Origin of the sequence: Siminovitchia thermophila (assembly GCF_016909185.1) — a bacterium.
In the GTDB taxonomy this organism is placed as follows: Bacteria; Bacillota; Bacilli; order Bacillales; family Bacillaceae_C; genus Siminovitchia; species Siminovitchia thermophila.
Map to the genome: position 1 here is coordinate 26,115 of NZ_JAFBFH010000014.1, position 16,281 is coordinate 42,395.

Annotated in this window: 24 protein-coding genes; 22 read left to right on the forward strand and 2 right to left on the reverse strand. The window is 36.0% G+C overall.

The genetic code is table 11. The features are described from left to right. The first annotated feature begins 3 nt into the window (after window positions 1–3). The 4 genes from JOC94_RS11100 (at window position 4) to JOC94_RS11115 (ending at window position 5,115) form a co-directional block, all read left to right on the forward strand. Entirely contained in the window at window positions 4–2,196 is a 2,193-nt protein-coding gene (locus JOC94_RS11100; RefSeq protein WP_205179350.1) for a DEAD/DEAH box helicase, read from the forward strand. 205 nt (window positions 2,197–2,401) lie between these two features. Beyond that, a complete protein-coding gene (locus JOC94_RS11105) occupies window positions 2,402–3,583 on the forward strand; it encodes a nucleotidyltransferase domain-containing protein (protein WP_120117230.1) in 1,182 nt (393 codons plus the stop codon). Then, the gene (locus JOC94_RS11110) at window positions 3,531–4,283 is read left to right on the forward strand and encodes a hypothetical protein (protein ID WP_126646536.1); all 753 of its coding nucleotides are present in this window, start codon (window positions 3,531–3,533) and stop codon (window positions 4,281–4,283) included. The genes JOC94_RS11105 and JOC94_RS11110 overlap by 53 nt, the downstream gene beginning before the upstream one ends. Window positions 4,284–4,317: 34 nt before the next feature. Continuing rightward, complete coding sequence (locus tag JOC94_RS11115; protein ID WP_120117232.1) at window positions 4,318–5,115, forward strand: hypothetical protein; 798 nt, start codon at window positions 4,318–4,320, stop codon at window positions 5,113–5,115. A gap of 64 nt (window positions 5,116–5,179) precedes the next feature. Here the strand turns inward: JOC94_RS11115 and JOC94_RS11120 are convergent, their stop codons facing one another. Beyond that, the gene (locus JOC94_RS11120) at window positions 5,180–5,386 is read right to left on the reverse strand and encodes a hypothetical protein (protein ID WP_205179351.1); all 207 of its coding nucleotides are present in this window, start codon (window positions 5,384–5,386) and stop codon (window positions 5,180–5,182) included. Window positions 5,387–5,618: 232 nt separating this feature from the next. Between JOC94_RS11120 and JOC94_RS11125 the strand changes: the two genes are divergently transcribed. The 3 genes from JOC94_RS11125 (at window position 5,619) to JOC94_RS11135 (ending at window position 8,020) form a co-directional block, all read left to right on the forward strand. Further along, window positions 5,619–6,008, forward strand: coding sequence for a hypothetical protein (locus JOC94_RS11125; RefSeq protein ID WP_205179352.1), 390 nt, complete (start codon window positions 5,619–5,621; stop codon window positions 6,006–6,008). Between the two features lie 441 nt (window positions 6,009–6,449). Then, complete coding sequence (locus tag JOC94_RS11130; protein WP_236017071.1) at window positions 6,450–7,679, forward strand: DNA polymerase IV; 1,230 nt, start codon at window positions 6,450–6,452, stop codon at window positions 7,677–7,679. Next, window positions 7,676–8,020, forward strand: coding sequence for a YolD-like family protein (locus JOC94_RS11135; RefSeq protein ID WP_205179354.1), 345 nt, complete (start codon window positions 7,676–7,678; stop codon window positions 8,018–8,020). Before JOC94_RS11130 ends, JOC94_RS11135 begins: the two co-directional genes overlap by 4 nt. Before the next feature lie 26 nt (window positions 8,021–8,046). Here the strand turns inward: JOC94_RS11135 and JOC94_RS11140 are convergent, their stop codons facing one another. After that, the gene (locus tag JOC94_RS11140; protein ID WP_205179355.1) at window positions 8,047–8,868 is read right to left on the reverse strand and encodes an ATP-dependent DNA ligase; all 822 of its coding nucleotides are present in this window, start codon (window positions 8,866–8,868) and stop codon (window positions 8,047–8,049) included. 292 nt (window positions 8,869–9,160) lie between these two features. Here JOC94_RS11140 and JOC94_RS11145 point away from each other — a divergent pair, with 292 nt between their 5' ends. The 15 genes from JOC94_RS11145 (at window position 9,161) to JOC94_RS11215 (ending at window position 16,212) form a co-directional block, all read left to right on the forward strand. Then, window positions 9,161–9,493 (forward strand): hypothetical protein, encoded by a 333-nt coding sequence (locus tag JOC94_RS11145; protein WP_236017064.1) that lies wholly within the window; start codon window positions 9,161–9,163, stop codon window positions 9,491–9,493. A 53-nt stretch (window positions 9,494–9,546) separates the two neighbouring features. Next, window positions 9,547–9,903 carry a hypothetical protein gene (locus tag JOC94_RS11150; RefSeq protein ID WP_205179356.1) on the forward strand — a complete coding sequence of 119 codons (357 nt, stop codon included), beginning with the start codon at window positions 9,547–9,549 and terminating at the stop codon, window positions 9,901–9,903. Window positions 9,904–9,944: 41 nt separating this feature from the next. Further along, a complete protein-coding gene (locus JOC94_RS11155) occupies window positions 9,945–10,256 on the forward strand; it encodes a hypothetical protein (protein ID WP_205179357.1) in 312 nt (103 codons plus the stop codon). A gap of 65 nt (window positions 10,257–10,321) precedes the next feature. Beyond that, window positions 10,322–10,609, forward strand: a complete 288-nt coding sequence (locus tag JOC94_RS11160) for a hypothetical protein (protein WP_205179358.1) — start codon at window positions 10,322–10,324, stop codon at window positions 10,607–10,609. A 131-nt stretch (window positions 10,610–10,740) separates the two neighbouring features. After that, window positions 10,741–10,998: a hypothetical protein gene (locus JOC94_RS11165; RefSeq protein ID WP_205179359.1), complete on the forward strand. Its 258-nt coding sequence runs from the start codon at window positions 10,741–10,743 to the stop codon at window positions 10,996–10,998. Window positions 10,999–11,078: 80 nt separating this feature from the next. Further along, complete coding sequence (locus JOC94_RS11170; RefSeq protein WP_205179360.1) at window positions 11,079–11,288, forward strand: hypothetical protein; 210 nt, start codon at window positions 11,079–11,081, stop codon at window positions 11,286–11,288. A gap of 131 nt (window positions 11,289–11,419) precedes the next feature. Then, complete coding sequence (locus tag JOC94_RS11175; protein WP_205179361.1) at window positions 11,420–11,662, forward strand: hypothetical protein; 243 nt, start codon at window positions 11,420–11,422, stop codon at window positions 11,660–11,662. Window positions 11,663–11,703: 41 nt separating this feature from the next. Continuing rightward, window positions 11,704–12,084, forward strand: a complete 381-nt coding sequence (locus tag JOC94_RS11180) for a hypothetical protein (RefSeq protein ID WP_205179363.1) — start codon at window positions 11,704–11,706, stop codon at window positions 12,082–12,084. A 135-nt stretch (window positions 12,085–12,219) separates the two neighbouring features. Continuing rightward, on the forward strand, window positions 12,220–12,561 hold the full coding sequence (locus tag JOC94_RS11185) for a hypothetical protein (protein ID WP_205179365.1): 342 nt from the start codon (window positions 12,220–12,222) through the stop codon (window positions 12,559–12,561). A gap of 42 nt (window positions 12,562–12,603) precedes the next feature. Further along, the gene (locus tag JOC94_RS11190) at window positions 12,604–13,137 is read left to right on the forward strand and encodes a hypothetical protein (protein WP_205179367.1); all 534 of its coding nucleotides are present in this window, start codon (window positions 12,604–12,606) and stop codon (window positions 13,135–13,137) included. 401 nt (window positions 13,138–13,538) lie between these two features. Further along, window positions 13,539–13,976 carry a DUF4258 domain-containing protein gene (locus JOC94_RS11195; protein ID WP_205179369.1) on the forward strand — a complete coding sequence of 146 codons (438 nt, stop codon included), beginning with the start codon at window positions 13,539–13,541 and terminating at the stop codon, window positions 13,974–13,976. A gap of 32 nt (window positions 13,977–14,008) precedes the next feature. Next, window positions 14,009–14,410 (forward strand): hypothetical protein, encoded by a 402-nt coding sequence (locus JOC94_RS11200; RefSeq protein WP_205179371.1) that lies wholly within the window; start codon window positions 14,009–14,011, stop codon window positions 14,408–14,410. A gap of 112 nt (window positions 14,411–14,522) precedes the next feature. Then, window positions 14,523–15,419 carry a DUF6744 family protein gene (locus JOC94_RS11205; protein WP_205179373.1) on the forward strand — a complete coding sequence of 299 codons (897 nt, stop codon included), beginning with the start codon at window positions 14,523–14,525 and terminating at the stop codon, window positions 15,417–15,419. 37 nt (window positions 15,420–15,456) lie between these two features. Then, entirely contained in the window at window positions 15,457–15,870 is a 414-nt protein-coding gene (locus JOC94_RS11210; RefSeq protein ID WP_185830589.1) for a Spx/MgsR family RNA polymerase-binding regulatory protein, read from the forward strand. 27 nt (window positions 15,871–15,897) lie between these two features. After that, on the forward strand, window positions 15,898–16,212 hold the full coding sequence (locus JOC94_RS11215; protein ID WP_120117252.1) for a hypothetical protein: 315 nt from the start codon (window positions 15,898–15,900) through the stop codon (window positions 16,210–16,212). The last annotated feature ends 69 nt before the right edge of the window (window positions 16,213–16,281 follow it).

Below are 16,281 nucleotides of genomic sequence, written 5' to 3' on the forward strand. Positions count from 1 at the left end.
GATATGATACAGTTGGCTGATTTTCAGTTGCAGACAATCGGGAAACTAATCGAAAGCATGGAGGATGATAAGCGGGAGGTTATTCTCAAAAGCCCTACTGGATCGGGAAAGACCATCATCCTCACTCATTTCATAGACGAGTATGGAAAAGGGCAGTTTGATAATGTCTTTGTTTGGCTAACACCCGGCAAGGGTGATTTAGAAGAGCAAAGTAAGGAAAAGATGGACAGGTATATTCATAACAGTCAGACGAAACTATTACCGGACGTGATGGCCGAAGGCTTTAAGGAAAACGATGCTTGCTTTATCAATTGGGAGAAATTGACCAAAAAGGGTAACAACGCATTAAAAGAAAGCGAGAAAACTAATTTTCAAGAGCATATCACCCAAGCACATAATAACGGTTTATCATTCATCATCATTGTGGATGAATCCCATCAGAACGATACCGTAAAGGCGGATGACATCATTCAGTTGTTCAAACCGAAAAAGATAATACGCACTTCTGCAACGCCTAAGAAATTGGTGAATGCCACATTGATTGAAGTTGATGAAGTGGATGTGATTGCAGAAGGGCTTATAAAAAAAATGTTAATTATAAATGAGGATTTCGGTCGTTCTATCACGGTAGATAATCAGGTAGGCTACTTGTTAGATAAAGCATTAGAAAAACAGGCAGAACTCAAAAAGGTTTATAAGGAACACGATTCGATCACGAACCCTTTAATTATCATCCAATTGCCGAATAATAGCGATGTCTTGCAGAACGAAGTGGAACTCTATTTGGCGAGTAAAGATGTGACGTATGAAAACGGGCTACTTGCTGTTTGGCTGAATAATAAGAAACAGAACCTAGAAGAAATAGAAAATCTTGATGCAAAGCCAATCGCTGTGATTATTAAACAAGCGGTCGCTACGGGGTGGGATTGTCCAAGAGCCCAAATACTTGTCAAACTGCGTGAAAATACAAGCGAGACATTTGAAATCCAGACAATAGGACGTATCAGACGGATGCCCGAAGCCAAACATTACGAAAATGATCTGTTGGATTCCTGCTATCTGTACACGTTCGATGAAAAATTCACCGAAGGGGTTAAGCTACACCTACGAAAAGGGGCATTGGATGCGGTAAAGTTATTTTTGAAGCAGAAACACAGGAATGTGACTTTGATCAGTGAACAAAAATCGTCATTATCCATATCAAAAGATGCGATACAAGCATTAAAATCACTGTTGGGATTCTATCAAATGGAATACGGAGTCACTACCAAAACTGGAGAAAACAAAACACGTTTAGAAGCAAAAGGGTATATATTCTCGGAGGAAATTGTAAAGAAAATCTATACGGGTGAAGTTCGCACATTGACTTCCGATGAATTTAAGAACCTTCAAAGTGTTCAGTTGGTCGAACCCTTGAATACCCATAAACATGGGCGTGAATATCACAATAGGATAAGTGCTTTAGGGTTGAGCCTGAATTTACAATATGAACAAATGAACACGATCATCCGACGTTTGTTCGATAAAAATGTGCGATACGATCAAAAGATTCTGCGTCTCCAAACAAGAGAAGTATACGCCTTCGTCATTAACAACTTCTACAAACTAAAAGAAGATATTCAGTCAGCCATGTCAAGCATGGACATCCAAGAGACGCTTTCACTCAACGGGATAATCGAAACGCCATTTCATTTGCCGAAAGAGTTCCTGTTCACATATGACGGGGAGAATAGAGTCCAGAGAGAATACGATAGGAATGTTTATTCTGGCTATCTATCATCAGCAGAAGTTCGATCCGATTCCGAAAAATCCTTCGAGAAATATTGCGAGGAAGCAGAAAGTATAGAGTGGTTATACAAAAACGGAGATAAAGGCAGTGAGTATTTTTCAATTGTCTACCAAGATAATTTCGGCAAACAAAAGTCCTTTTACCCGGATTATGTTCTGTCGAAAGACGGCGAAATTTGGATTATAGAAACCAAGGGCGGGTTCAGCAGGACAGGAGAAAGTGAGGACATTGACAAATTTTCTCCAAAGAAGTTTGAGGTTCTAAAGAGGTATCTGAACAAACATAATCTCAAAGGTGGTTTTGTCCGTAAAGATAAGAGCAATAATGAGTTGTTCATTTGTATGGATGAATACAATGACGACATTAAAGGTTCGAGTTGGATTTTACTAAGTGAGGTACTATCGTAACACTTAATACTGCTGGACTTATGCAAAAGTATCCAAATGAAAACCGCCTGAAAATAATCGGGCGGTTTTTTATATTTACAGATTTATATTAAGTGGTATTTTTTATGGGCAAAACCAACTATATATTGTGGGAACTTATATTCTGTGATACTATATGTGGTATAATAAAATGGTAACATTAACCAATATGAAGGGGGAAATGTAAATGTCGATAGTAGCGGACAGAAAAAGTGTGTTGGAAGAAATGATTGAACAACTAGATTTGCCCGATTATGTTATAGAAAAAACAGTTAATAGATATAAGTCGTTGGGAGATTGGTTCGGTCGAGAAAAAAGTTCTCTTAAAGACGTCGATATAGATATATTTCCACAAGGCTCATTTGCATTAGGTACTACAATTAAACCTATAACCGATAAAGAAGAATATGATTTAGACATGGGTTGTAAGATTAACGTTCCGAATTTTAAATCACTATATACACAAAAACAATTAAAAGAAATGGTTGGTGTTGAACTTGAAAGTTATCGAGTTGCAAAAGGAATTCAGCAAAAGTTAGAAGAAAAACATCGCTGTTGGAGATTGGAGTATATGGATGATATTAAATTCCATTTAGACATAGTTCCTTGCATTCCATTAAATAGCGATAAGCAGGCGGACTACAAACAAAAGTTGCATGATGCCTATAATTATAATGAGTTATTAAATACTTCCATGGTTGATGCTGCTATCAACATTACTGATGATCGTCTTGAAAATTACACTATCATATCAGAAGACTGGAATATTAGTAACCCAGAGGGATATATAAAATGGTTTGAAAGCCGGATGACAACAGGTGAATATGGAATATACAATCGTTCCTCAATAGCTCCCGTTCCTACGTATAGTCGAAAAACTATACTTCAAAGATGTATTCAATTGTTAAAAAGACATCGGGACAATATGTTTGGAGAGAATGATAGTAAGCCAATTTCTATTATTATAACAACATTGGCAGCAAGGGCTTATAATGGGGAATTAAATCTCGAAACCGCCATGTTAAATCTCTTGGAAAATATGCCGAGATATATCAACTCAAGTTTCCCAAGAGTTCCTAATCCCGTAAACCCCAATGAGGATTTTACAGATCGTTGGGAAACGCCAGAAGGCAAAGAATTAGATTTAGAAGGCAATTTCAAAAACTGGTTGTTGCAAGCAAAAGTTGATTTTAACAACCTATTGAAAACAACAGATTATGAAGTAGCAAGTGTAATTTTGGATAAAAAGTTCTCTTTGAAAATAGATCAAAGTTTATTAAACAAGAAATACAAATCAAACAATGACAAGCAGCGGGTTGCAACAAGTTTACCTAAAAATCCACCAAAGCCTTGGGGTGATACATATTAAGATTAAAGAATTAGAAGAGTTCTTAGAAAATAACCCTCAAATGTCATTGGCTCCTTCAAATCCCAACGAATATGTTGTGAATGGTATTTTATCATTAGATATTAAGAATGACACTTATGGGAATATAAAGGACAAGTTCTTAATAAGAATTGTCATTCCAAAGAGTTTTCCAAAAGAAATACCTACTGTCTATGAAGTAGGAAACAGATTTCCCAAAACTTTGGATTTCCATACTTTTTCCGATTCATCCCTTTGTTTAGGATCACCATTGAGTCTAAGAAAACAAATTAAGGATAACCCCACGTTGGATGGATTTATTTGCTCATGTGTCATTCCATATTTTTATGCAATCGCACTTAAACTTCAAGGCAAAGGGAGCTTTGTATTTGGCGAGTTATATCACGGGGTAGAAGGACTAATTCAAGATTACTTGGAGGTTTTTGATCTCAAATATATTAATCAAGTCATTGAGTTACTAGATATATTAAGCCAAAAACCAAACAGGGGAAATAAAAAGAAATGTCCATGTGGTTGTAACCGCATAGTAGCAAAATGTTCATTGCATAAAAAAATTGTTGAATATAGAGATGTTATGACAAGGAAGGAATATGCAACTGATAAAGAAATTTTTACTCTTATTTATGATAAGTGGAAAGAGAATCAAATGAAGAAGCGGAGAAAATTAATACCTCGTGTATAATGAATAAAATATTTCAGGTAAGGGAGTATGGATAGTGAATAAGGTTCTGTTTCAATGTTTTTTAATTTTGTCGCCGGCAATTGTAGGAATCTTTTATCCACTTCAGGAGATAGCGTATGCTGTTTTTTCTCTCTGGGGTGCGGATGTATCAAAGTTTGATGAATCGATAAAAAGCATCATTAAAAATGAAACAGTTATTTCCATTGTATGTGGTGCGATTTTATCCATAATTATTTATATCTTGATAAGAAGAATTAATAAAAATAAAGTGTTTAACACAGGAGATAAGTATAATGATCATCCATTATGGGTCTATTGGCTAGCTAGCAAAATACTTGGTTATGGAAAAGTTAGTTTAGTCAGAGTGCCAATATATCTACAATACAAATTGCTTTTGAATGATATATTTCCAGAGTCTATCGTAGATAGTGCGGTCAAGGAAGTAGACCAATCGGTTGTTGTCACCGAAAGAAATATGGAATATCCCTCCAATGAATTGAATTTGGTGTTGATTGATACCTATGAAATCGCAAATAGTCAGATTCCATTAAATAAATATCATCTGCCTACACTTTCTATAAGAAGCGGGAATGAGACTGACAACAATCGCTCGCTTAATCCCGAATTCATAAAAGAGATAAGAAAAAAGACTAATGACCACAGTAAGAGCTATAAGCAATTAAATGTTTTTTCTACCACAAATACTAATCACAACCAATTAATCGTATATAAGTGTTTCAAGAATGGCAATAGAACAGGATTTAAAAGCATTTTTGTTTACCAAGCTTCCAGAGGAAATTTTGTGTTTAATAGAGGATATAAGGTTTTGTAATATCAGGAATAATTACTATGAAAATAAAAACTAGAGTAGGAGGAACTGGCATTTAAGCAATGTATTAACACGGCTGTTTGCGATAAGCGGTTTCAGAAATTTTCACACCATCAAATTTCCCATCTTTCCTTCGCCTTCCTGCAAAATAATCTTGGGGCTGCAACCTATATTCTTTGATATATTTTTGTACTGCCTTTATAGTTCCTGGTTGCAGTCGTTTATTGTGCCATTTGTCTTTTTTAAGATGAACACTTACCATACGACCGTCCAACTGGAAATCCTGTACTTTAAATATTCTAACGGGTTCGGTACACTGAAAACGTTGAAAGGAACAAGGAATTTTGTGCTAAATTAGATTATAAGATGACGGCTTATTCAACAAACGGGCCAGTTTAGTGCAAAAAGGTTTTCAAATGAACCCACAATCTTGTTTTCGGAATCTTACACTCTCTATCGATCGTCTTTTGAAATAAGGCATGTAAAAATTAGGTTTAGGAGGGCTTATGAAAAAAATAGTTTATGTAGTTTTTATTATTGCCGTTATAGGTTTAGCTGTAAATTTATTAGGTAATCGAGCCAGTCAAGACACGGATTTAGCTAAAGAAATTGACTCCCTTTTAGAAAAGGGAGAAACACAAATTGATTTAACAGGGTTAACTAATTTTAAATGGACGCAAGTCAATCTATTTGGACCTTATACATCGGATGAACAAATTGAAGATTCAATGAATATCAAGTTTAAAGGGGATAATGGTGGAATTGATTATCTAGATGACCGTTTTTTATTGGTATTTGCTAATGAAAAACATGCCGTCAAAACCGTTGTGCTTTCAGGGATGGCACATGGTATCTACACCATTAAAGATAATAAAATTTTAGTTGTTGACCGATAACCTTGTTCAACTAACGGGCGCGTTTGCGGAACAATGGATAGGACAAGAAAAAAATGCACAGGCATAATAACCCTGGGCATTTTTTTCTTGCTTTTTCTTTTTTTAATTTGGGTGCGAATCATACGCTAATTGGGGAGAAGAATTTATTACCAATCAAAACTATCTTGATTAGAAAACGTACGTTTGGGTATAATGAGTACAAACAAATGTTCGGAGGGAAATAGTAATGAATGGGTTACTTAGGCGATCTGCGAATTTAAAAACTCCTTTAGCTATTATCTACATAAATAAATCAAATCATATATCACAGCGTATTATAAGGGTGCTAAAAGTCGAGGACTCGTTAATCAAAGCTTACTGTTACACAAAGAAACAAATTCGCACTTTTAGACTCGATAACATACTATCCGTAGATGTATTACGCAAAAGGATGGGAGCATGATGCAAGATAAGATAATATTCTTGGTCGATATGCAGAGCTTTTATGCTTCTGTAGAAAAAGTTAGAGATGCAACCTTACAGGATAAGCCTGTGATTGTGGCGGGAGATCCTGAACGCAGGAGTGGGATTGTTCTAGCTGCGTGTCCATTAGCAAAAAAATATGGGATAACTACTGCCGAGACGTTGGGTTCTGCGAAGCTTAAATGTCCACATGTTGAAGTAGTGCGTCCACGAATGCAGTTATACATTGATGTATCAATCCAAATTAGCAAAATCATGGAACAATTTACAGATTTGGTAGAGCCTTTTAGCATAGATGAACAGTTTATGGATGTCACACATAGTCAGAAACTATTCGGTAATCAATATGAAATCGCTAGAAAAGTACAAGAAAAGATTATGGAAGACACTGGTGTCTATGCAAGAGTGGGGATTGGCCCCAATAAAATCCTCGCAAAAATGGCATGTGATAATTTTTCAAAGAAAAATAAGGAAGGAATTTTTCGGTTAGATCATAGTAATATCGACCAACTTTGGAAAATGCCAATCGGTAATATGTTTGGTGTGGGTAATAAAATGGAACGTCATTTGAAAGGAATGGGTATTTATACGATTGGTGGTCTAGCAAGATTTCCAGTTGATCAGCTTAAAAAGCGTTGGGGGATTAATGGAGAGGTTTTATGGCAAACAGCAAATGGCATTGATCATTCACCTGTTACCGTTAAAACTCACAATCAACAAAAAGCAATAGGGCATCATATGACTTTGCCTAGAGATTACACTAATATGGATGAGATAAAAATAGTTCTATTAGAATTATGTACGGAAGTAGCAAGAAGATGCAGGAAAAAGGGATACATGGGTGTTACAGTATCATGTGGAGTGCGTGGGGCAAGTTTTGATTTCCCGACAGGATTTCATCGCCAAACAACTTTACCAGTGGCTTCTAATTACGATTTAGATATTTTTAATGCAGCATTTCAATTACTAAAGCAATTTTGGGATAAACAACCGATCAGGAGTCTAGGTGTTTCGTTATCTAACCTACAACCATCAAATATTTACCAAATTGATTTGTTTGATAACTATTTACAAAAAGAAAAGCTAAATTCAGTATTTGATTTCGTTTGGGGTAAGTATGGTCGTACTGCACTATACAGAGCTTCGTCATTAACTAAAGCAGGTCAAGCATCTGAAAGAGCCGTTAAAATAGGAGGGCATTATAAATGAGGATCAGCAAGCTAACTCCAGGACTTAATTTAAGATGGGAATCAAGCCGAATGATGCTTCCAGAACATAAGGAGCAGATTATTTCTCATAACAACAGTAAAAAATTGATAAGTAAGCCAATTTTGGATGAACAGAAATGGATAGAAATAAATGATTTATTGACAATCGCTATTGAAGATTATGTTCCTGTACATTTATCTGTATATAATGCCGGAAGTATCACTGAAAAGAATTGCCATATTAATAAATTTGACATCATCAATAAGAAGTTACACATAACAACTAATGATGATATTGAACAAATTCCGATAGAAAATATTACTGATGTAAAATTATCATAACTAATTACTTTTATGTACTTGTGGAGTTATGATACCCACTCCACAAAACTCGGAATTCTAAGTAATCCCTTACTGGTATAATTGCGAAATTTAACTTTAGCTTTGATTTTGGTGTTGAGATAGATAAATTTATCGCTTTCACTTGAAATGAAATCACGGTAGACGGAGTAAAATTCTTTTCTATTGGGAGTCGGCATGAACTCCATTAAACCTGCGTAATTGCCATTTTCATAATTTAATAGCAGCCCGAATTTATCTTTACGCAGACCTGTAATGTATACATACTCATATTTGTAGTGAACGACTTTTAGCCAGTCGTTAGAGCGCTTATTGATTTGATATTTAGAGGTAGCAGCTTTAAGAACTACACCTTCTAAATCGTGATTTTTAACCTGATCAAAGTAAGCAACTCCATTCCCGAAAAGCCATTTAACTTTTGTAAGTAATCCATCGTCTTCAGGAATGATTTGTTCAAGAATCTCTTTACGATCCAGCAGCGTACAAGTTAGTTTTCTATTTGAACAGTAAATAATATCAAATACGCAAAACGTTATCTGGTGAAGAGATTTTTTAGATTTAAAGCGTTGCATTACAGCTTCAAAGTCAGGTTTTCCTTGCTCGTCAGTTACGATGATTTCACCATCCAAGATTGTTCCGTCCGGGATTGGTAAATCTATTAATTCAGGAAACAATGACGTAATTTCGTTGTTGTGGCGGGTGTAGATTTTGACATTGTTGTTGAACTTAGTCCAAATACATCTAAATCCATCAAGTTTTAATTCTGTTATCCAAGACTCATCATCAAAAGGCTGTTCTATAGTATGCAGCAACATTGGAGATACAAACATATTATCACCTCTAAGTAATTTTAACATGATGAAATGAGACGTAATACGGTTTAGTCGTTGGTAAGTATTTGAAAAGTTTTTATGTCGCATTAAAAAAGAAGGAGCTGTTCAGGCAGAGCGTGAAAGTCAATTATTGTATGGAAGATTAATAATATGAAACTCGTTTAGAAACACAGTTGAATTATTTTCAAGAGTGTTTTTTATGTTGGGAACTTAATTTATAGAAAGGCGTCCTGTTGTATATAAGACAAATTATGTAAAGTTACTAAATGATAAGAAAGAGGGAGATGTGTTGAATATTCAAGAAGCAAAAACAGTTATTCAAGCAGGCTTCGCTTGGGGAAATTGGACAGATTATCAAAAAGAAGCGTTTAAAATTGCCTGGGGATGTATGACGAAATGTCAACAAAAAGAAGCTAAATCAGAAGGGCTGATTAGTTCTCTAAGAAGATACCATCAGATTAACGTATATACAGTAAGTGAAAATTGGTGTATACAACTTTTTGATTTAGATGTCGACACAAATGACATTGAAGCGAGTTGTATTTACGAAGATCAAAATAAAGATCTTGATAACCTTCTTATTGAAGCAATCGAATGGGTCAACAGAAATAGAGAAATATAAAAAATCCATGATTCACATAACGATCAAACTATGAAACAAGGAGGATAAAGATAATGGCATATGACATTTCATTATATAAAGTTCCGAATGATTTAAAAGAGCAAGATATTAATGAAGATATATTATTTGATATTGTACATGAAGATATTGAAAACGAGAATTATCTACTAGCATATACCAATTTTTCTATGGGAAATCCTAAAGGCGTAGATTTCGCGGAAGTATTTGACATTATTTTAACTAACAATGATTACTTTAAAATCTATAAAATGAACGATTACCATAGAGCAAAAAGTAAATTAGAAACATTGGAACTAGATGATCTAATGTTAGAACGGATAAACAAGTTTCTTAATGTCATAAAGCATGAATTGAATAATGGTGAAATAATCTTTTTTTGTTGTGATTAGTTAAGGGTAGACACAAAAAGCGAAATAAGGGGGGATATATTTTGAAGGAAAATCTGAAAGAATATGCTGCTAAAGAAAGAGTAAAGCTGTTGGAAGCTGGAGTAATTGTCGGGGATATTCCTGAAGGGCATTTAATATACAAGGCAACGTACAAGTATCTATCGCCCCCTCCTGAAAAGAAAACTTTTACTGGAAATATGGTCGTGCAGGTGTGGCACGAAGCTTCTGTCGAACAATTAATTAAAGACCGTCTTTACACGGAGCGAGGATGGAACAAAGGTTGGATTTTTGTCGATTCAATTCAATTTATAGGTGAAATGGACATACAGGAAAAGGATTTTAAAGTGGATTAGCCACGTAACATAACGAATCTGTTATCCAGTAGACAAATATTGTTCAGAAAGGAGATTTAAGGAAAATGAGTGTTAATGATTGGGTAATCACACAAAGATTAACGAAAGAAGAGTTGACCAAACGATTAATGAATTTGCACAACCGTTTTGCAGGGAACACATATCGACATAAAAATGGCGGCACATATACGATTGAACATTTTAGTATTTTAAGCAGAGATGGTGGTGCGGAGATTGCGGTAAATTACGTTGAAACAAATGACGGTGTTATCGAATGTTATGTTCCACATACCCGGCCAGCTCGTGAATTTTTCGATGGACGTTTCACTTTGGTTTCAAGTAGTGGCGAGTAATAAGATATTGATCAATAAAACACTCTCAAATTTGTTTTTTTGGAGTGTTTTTTTATTTGGGAACCTAATCGGTGAAAGGGCGTCCTGATACATATAAGTTACATTATGCTTAATAGAAAAGGAGAATGGAAATGGCAAAATACGTTTTGACTTATACACCTGATGGAGAAGTAAAAAAAGAACTCACATACAAAGGGGAAACCTTCTCATACACGATGATTCCTGACGAGTTCGGAAAAACAGGAGACAACAAGTGTTTCGATATACAAGTATCCAAGAAATTCCCTGATGAACCGGGTGAAGTAATTGAAGCATTGGAAAATATTAGTTTTGCAGATGAAGATGAAATTGAAGAATGCTTGACGATCCTAACTGATTACGAAGATTGATACACATTTCGACTCATAAAACGCAGCAATCGTTGCTCTTTTTACAAAAAAAGTTGATAAGTAAAGAAAGGGGTAAAGATATGAAAGTATTTGAAGCAATTTACAGTATGGGAGGAATTGCCACAGGTGGCTTTTTTAGATCGCTTGTTGTTGCTCATACACAAAAGAATGTAAGAGGACTACTTAATGAGCAGCACGATGAGGATGTTTCAAATTTACGAATAGAGGAATCCGATATAGACGCATCAGTTTATCCGCATGAGCAGGTACTTACAACAATTTTTGCCTAATTGTTATATAGTATGAACTAGTTTTGAAGCACTCTTGAACTTGTTTTCAGGAGTGTTTTTTGGGAACTTAATTGATGTAAAGGCGTCCTGTTGCATATAAGACAAATACTGTGAGCAAAAAGGAGATTTAAATGTTAACTGTTGATGTTCATATAACAACTGTTGAAGGCATCAAGAGAACTGAACCATATGGTGAGCATAATCGTTGTGACAATTGCGGAAAGCCTTTGAACAAAGCGAAAAACATAATAACTGGTGGACAACTATGTGAGGTTGAATGGGCCTGTTGTGGCGCTTGTCACGATGAAATGGTTGAAAAGGGATGTGCTTTTGAAGAGTTGGGGGATATGACGTATCGACAACAGAAATATTGAACAGTTCGATTATTAGGCCAAATAGAAAGGATGAAACTGTATTGGAAAAAAGAATAATCGGTGATGGTATTTGTTTAACATGTAACAAACCTTCTCCGTTTTGGTGTTGTGATGATTGTCAAAAGAAAAAGGGTCGAGAGAAAATAAAAAACTATTTAAGACTGTTTTTTGAATCTATATTGATTTTCGCAATTATTACCCTGATTTGGCAGGGGTATGAAAAGGTCGTCATAGGAGAGGTGCAACCCGATTTTTTTGATACGGTTGTAGCAACTATATTGACATTCACAATTGTAGTTATACGGAAACAGGCTGAAAAAATCAAAAGACAACAAATTGAAATAGATGGATTTCATGAGAAAGCCAGAGAATTTCGTGATATAGTTCAAGTTTACCAAGCACAATGCCCATTTAAGGAATAACAAGAAAGTCTTGCTGGACAATTCGAAGATGAAACACTCTTGAAAGTTTATTCAAGGGTGTTTTTTGTTGGGAACTTATTTTACGGAAAGGCGTCCTGTTACATAGAAGAAAGAATATGTGAAGGAGGAAAAACTGTGGAAAAGAAAGAAGTGACAGTTTTTATAACCAAAGATGGAAGAAAATTCTTTACCGAGGAAGAGGCAAAAGGTCATGAAGAGAGACTTTCCATCACTAAGGCCTATAAGGTTAGCTACGGACCTGACTTGACTGAAACTGGACGTTTAAGCAAAATTGGCTACCTTATTGTTGAAGCAAGATGGAGCAATGAATTGTGGGCAGAAGACTGGCTTTATAGAAAATTCGGCAGCAGAATCGTTTTTGTTCAAGGTGTTTCACCCACTGTAAATTGGTCGTTTCAAAGGATTGGTTTAGAAGAAGTCAATTACAGTGAGCTGTTGGGCAATATAAGAAAATAAGGTCACATTCCGGATATTAGGCGCAATAGAAAGGATGATTAGATGACTAGGATTATTAATTGTGATCGTTGTAGATTACTAGGCTTTTCGGGATTACAGATGATTTGTAAAAAAGGTAAAAGAAATTTTGAAGCCATTCCTGATGAGAATTTAGATGAAGAATTAGCAAAGCAGATTGATTGTGATGAATTTATATCAAAATATATTGAATATCCATTAGAAATAAGCGGAATAAAACAACCTGACAATATAGGTATAAGAACAGATTCCTTTTCTGCCGAATGCGGACAACTGGTAAAGGTAAGACCCGTAAATGAAAAGTATGGAAACAAAACGTATTTAGGAATCTACTTAGGTGATGCTGATATTGGTCTACAAATTTCTCATAATCGGACTACTAAAGAGTTAGCGATCCATCGTCATTATAATCCAGCCATATTTGTTCCTGAACTAAAAGAAATAATTTACGGAGCAGGCAGTTGGTGGGGGAAAATTAATTCAGAAGAAGAATTGAAGGAAATAAGTGATAACGATATTGATAATGTCTGGTATGTGAAGTTATTGAAGGGGGAGTAATAATAAAAAAACACGCCTTATTGATTCAATTTCCCTTGTATTCAAACTGTGTATTTGTTACACTGTATGTATACAATTATCATTAAGCTACTCGTTTTGTAGAAGTCGTCACACCTTTGTTATTTTTAAAAAAGGAGATTCGACACAAATTTTTTCGCCTTTGTATTCTTCCAAAAAAGAAATGGAAGGCGGACTCTTAGTGAGTGGGAATTGCATTTTTGCAAACTAAATAAGTTTTGATATTTTCGCGTTTCGGCGCGTCAATATATAAAAAGTCGATTGTTTCCTTCGGGATTCATCGGCTTTTTTGTGTTTTCAAAATTCATGAAAGGAGGATAGGCCCTCTGTATGCAGTTTATACAGAGGGGTCTTCCTTCTGTGTTGCATATACGGCGAACAAAATGACGATTGAATGCAACAATCAGCATGAATGTAAACGAAAGCGTGAGCGATGGGAAGAATTGCAACAACGGTTCTGTCCTCTCGGTCAGAAGGAATTGGATCGGTTTCTGGAAAAAATCAAAAAAGGAAAGGCAAAAGTCGTTTTCGACAAGCACTTTCAAAAAAGAAGTCTGGAACGATCCGTTTCGGAAATCGATGTGAAAGAAATCATTTCTTACGGTTGGGTGATCGAACGAAACAAGACAACAAAGTCAAAATCCATAGTGTTGCTTGGATATGTGGGTCGTAATTTCCGCCCCCTCCATGTCGTTTTCGATATGGTAAGCGATGATCTTTGGGTGGTCGTTACAGCATACAATCCGAAGTCACATGCATGGAAATGGAACGATCGATTCAACAAGCGGATATGCTTCTGCAATCCCGAAGACGTGGAATGATGGGAAGAAAAACACAAAAGGAGAAGGTTTCAATGACAGAAAAATACTTGGTCGTGCAACTAGATGAACGGGAAAAGACAATCGCAAAGCTAAAAGCAAGCCTGTATGCTCTCTCGATTGACGAAATGGTAAAGCAATCCGTCAACGACATGCAGGGAATTGTTCCTACTATTACTTGCTCTTATTGCAATGGACAAACAACCGTTACCCGTAAAAAACCGAAACAACACACCGAAATTGTTTGTGGCAAAGAACAGATAATCCAAATTATCAATTATCCTCAAAATTACTGTGATGTTTGTAATGCGGAATATGATGATATGGATGTTTCTATTCATTTGAAGAAACTTATCAAGTTTGAAATTTTAAAATCCATTCGCTTAGAACAGCCACTACCGGAAGAACTCGACTTTGAAGAGCTTCTGAAAATGTAAGCTGACTAATGCAAAGGTAAATAGGTTTGGTATTAAACGTGTTTCAATGGCCCATTGCTATTTGGATACGTTTTTTCTTTTTAAAAATTAATTATGGAGAGGATGGTTTGATATGGCACTTGATTTAGGTAATGTGACTGCGGTTCAAAATGTTGGAGAGGAAGAAATTCTTGGTCACCTGATGTGGTTTTCTGTTGGCAAGCAGCTCGTCAAACGGGATGATTTGCTAACAACCCTTACACAATCGGGCCTAGAAGAAAGTTGGATGCCGAACCCTATACGTTCAAGTGATGCGTTTAGGAGGGCAACTAAAGAGATTGAAACAAAAAAGTCTACGGCGACAGCCAATGTATTTGAAAATTACCTTATCCGCGAAGTGTTTTCCGATAAGGACCAAATACAGCGCAACATCGTTGTCGAAACAGTAGACCAATCAGGAAAACGGTTGGACTATGATAGTCAAGCGGGCGTCATCACGCTGAATAAGAAAGATGATTCACTGACATTCGTCACGTCAAATGACATGGCAAGGGAATTGTCCGAGGAAGCTGAAAAAAAGTTCCAAGTATATAAAGACTATTATTCGGCTCAACAATTACGTGTCATGGTCAGCAAGATCTTGCAATCTCTTGCTCCAACGCCAGTACGTCCAAATGGGGGGATTTATTTCATTCCAGATTCCCATACCGAAGGACTGAACAAATTGGTGAAATTCACGTCTTCCCTTGAAAACAGCGAAGGATTCAAAGTGCCAATCGTTAACACTTATGACAATCAACAGATGGTCAATAAGAAGTTAAGCGAGCACTTGGAAAACATTCTATCAGAATGTCGTTCCAGTGAGCACTTGCGGAAATCACAAGTAAAAGACTTAGTGAATCAAGCGAATGCAGTCATTAAAGACTATCGTAACTATAAAAACATCGTTCAAAACGAAGCCGATCAATTTGAGGAAAGAATTCTCCTAATTAAATCGGAAGTGACGAAACTGATCGAAAACATGGAATGAGTTTTCAATTAAAAATTTGATGAAGGAGTTGATTCGAATGAAAACGAGACTCTATTACTTGGAGATCACTCCATATGTAAGAAGGGTGCAAAACTATTTGAAATCTAATGGGATTGCCTATAAGGAGCAATACCTCCCAGGGAAGCCACTTACAAAGGAGCAATTGCATGAGATTCTGCGGTATACGACCAAAGGTGTGGAAGAGATTTTGGCAACCCGTTCGAAGGCGTACCGAGAGTTGGAAACACAAGGATTTGATTTCGAGGGTCTTACGATTAGCGGTTTGATCGAACTGTTCAGGCAGCATCCAACCGTATTGAAGTCCCCGATCCTTGTAGGAAAGCATACAACTATCGTTGGCTATAACGAGGAAGAAATGTCGGTGTTGAAGCCAAGGATGCGTAAGCAAAAAGCCTTTAAAAGCCTTTTACAGCAGGGGTTAGTAAGCTAAAAATAAAAAAGTAAAGGAAGGATCAACATGTCAAATGGACCAGAATTCTATCAGACAAAGTTGGGAAGAAAATTTTATGAAGCGGATTTTCCAAAATTCGTTTCAAAACTTGATTCTATGGTGGAGGAAGTTAAGAGAGCAAATGACCTGAAAGAACGTGAACTGGATCTATTGGAAAAATCAATGGAACTAAAACAAACATCTGAATTGGTTGCATTGACGAAAATCACTTTTGCTGTTGAAAAACTTGCAACGATGCAAGAAGAACTTTTTGAGTATCAACAGAAACAGTCCGCGGCATTGCAAGAGTTGGCTGAATTAAAAAGAGAAAAAGGGATTTGATTAAAAGAGGGAGTGTTCATGAAGCACTTCCTTTTGTCTTTTTAAAAATACATTTATAAGGGAGATTTA

Bases quoted from the DNA above. Each gene is read 5' to 3' on its own strand.
- JOC94_RS11215 (WP_120117252.1), top strand. From the start codon at position 15,898: ATGTCAAATGGACCAGAATTCTATCAGACAAAGTTGGGAAGAAAATTT.
- JOC94_RS11205 (WP_205179373.1), top strand. From the start codon at position 14,523: ATGGCACTTGATTTAGGTAATGTGACTGCGGTTCAAAATGTTGGAGAG.
- JOC94_RS11210 (WP_185830589.1), top strand. From the start codon at position 15,457: ATGAAAACGAGACTCTATTACTTGGAGATCACTCCATATGTAAGAAGG.
- JOC94_RS11170 (WP_205179360.1), top strand. From the start codon at position 11,079: ATGAAAGTATTTGAAGCAATTTACAGTATGGGAGGAATTGCCACAGGT.
- JOC94_RS11175 (WP_205179361.1), top strand. From the start codon at position 11,420: ATGTTAACTGTTGATGTTCATATAACAACTGTTGAAGGCATCAAGAGA.
- JOC94_RS11140 (WP_205179355.1), bottom strand. From the start codon at position 8,868: ATGTTTGTATCTCCAATGTTGCTGCATACTATAGAACAGCCTTTTGAT.
- JOC94_RS11105 (WP_120117230.1), top strand. From the start codon at position 2,402: ATGTCGATAGTAGCGGACAGAAAAAGTGTGTTGGAAGAAATGATTGAA.
- JOC94_RS11125 (WP_205179352.1), top strand. From the start codon at position 5,619: ATGAAAAAAATAGTTTATGTAGTTTTTATTATTGCCGTTATAGGTTTA.
- JOC94_RS11135 (WP_205179354.1), top strand. From the start codon at position 7,676: ATGAGGATCAGCAAGCTAACTCCAGGACTTAATTTAAGATGGGAATCA.
- JOC94_RS11160 (WP_205179358.1), top strand. From the start codon at position 10,322: ATGAGTGTTAATGATTGGGTAATCACACAAAGATTAACGAAAGAAGAG.
- JOC94_RS11100 (WP_205179350.1), top strand. From the start codon at position 4: ATGATACAGTTGGCTGATTTTCAGTTGCAGACAATCGGGAAACTAATC.
- JOC94_RS11150 (WP_205179356.1), top strand. From the start codon at position 9,547: ATGGCATATGACATTTCATTATATAAAGTTCCGAATGATTTAAAAGAG.
- JOC94_RS11195 (WP_205179369.1), top strand. From the start codon at position 13,539: ATGACGATTGAATGCAACAATCAGCATGAATGTAAACGAAAGCGTGAG.
- JOC94_RS11165 (WP_205179359.1), top strand. From the start codon at position 10,741: ATGGCAAAATACGTTTTGACTTATACACCTGATGGAGAAGTAAAAAAA.
- JOC94_RS11190 (WP_205179367.1), top strand. From the start codon at position 12,604: ATGACTAGGATTATTAATTGTGATCGTTGTAGATTACTAGGCTTTTCG.
- JOC94_RS11130 (WP_236017071.1), top strand. From the start codon at position 6,450: ATGCAAGATAAGATAATATTCTTGGTCGATATGCAGAGCTTTTATGCT.
- JOC94_RS11200 (WP_205179371.1), top strand. From the start codon at position 14,009: ATGACAGAAAAATACTTGGTCGTGCAACTAGATGAACGGGAAAAGACA.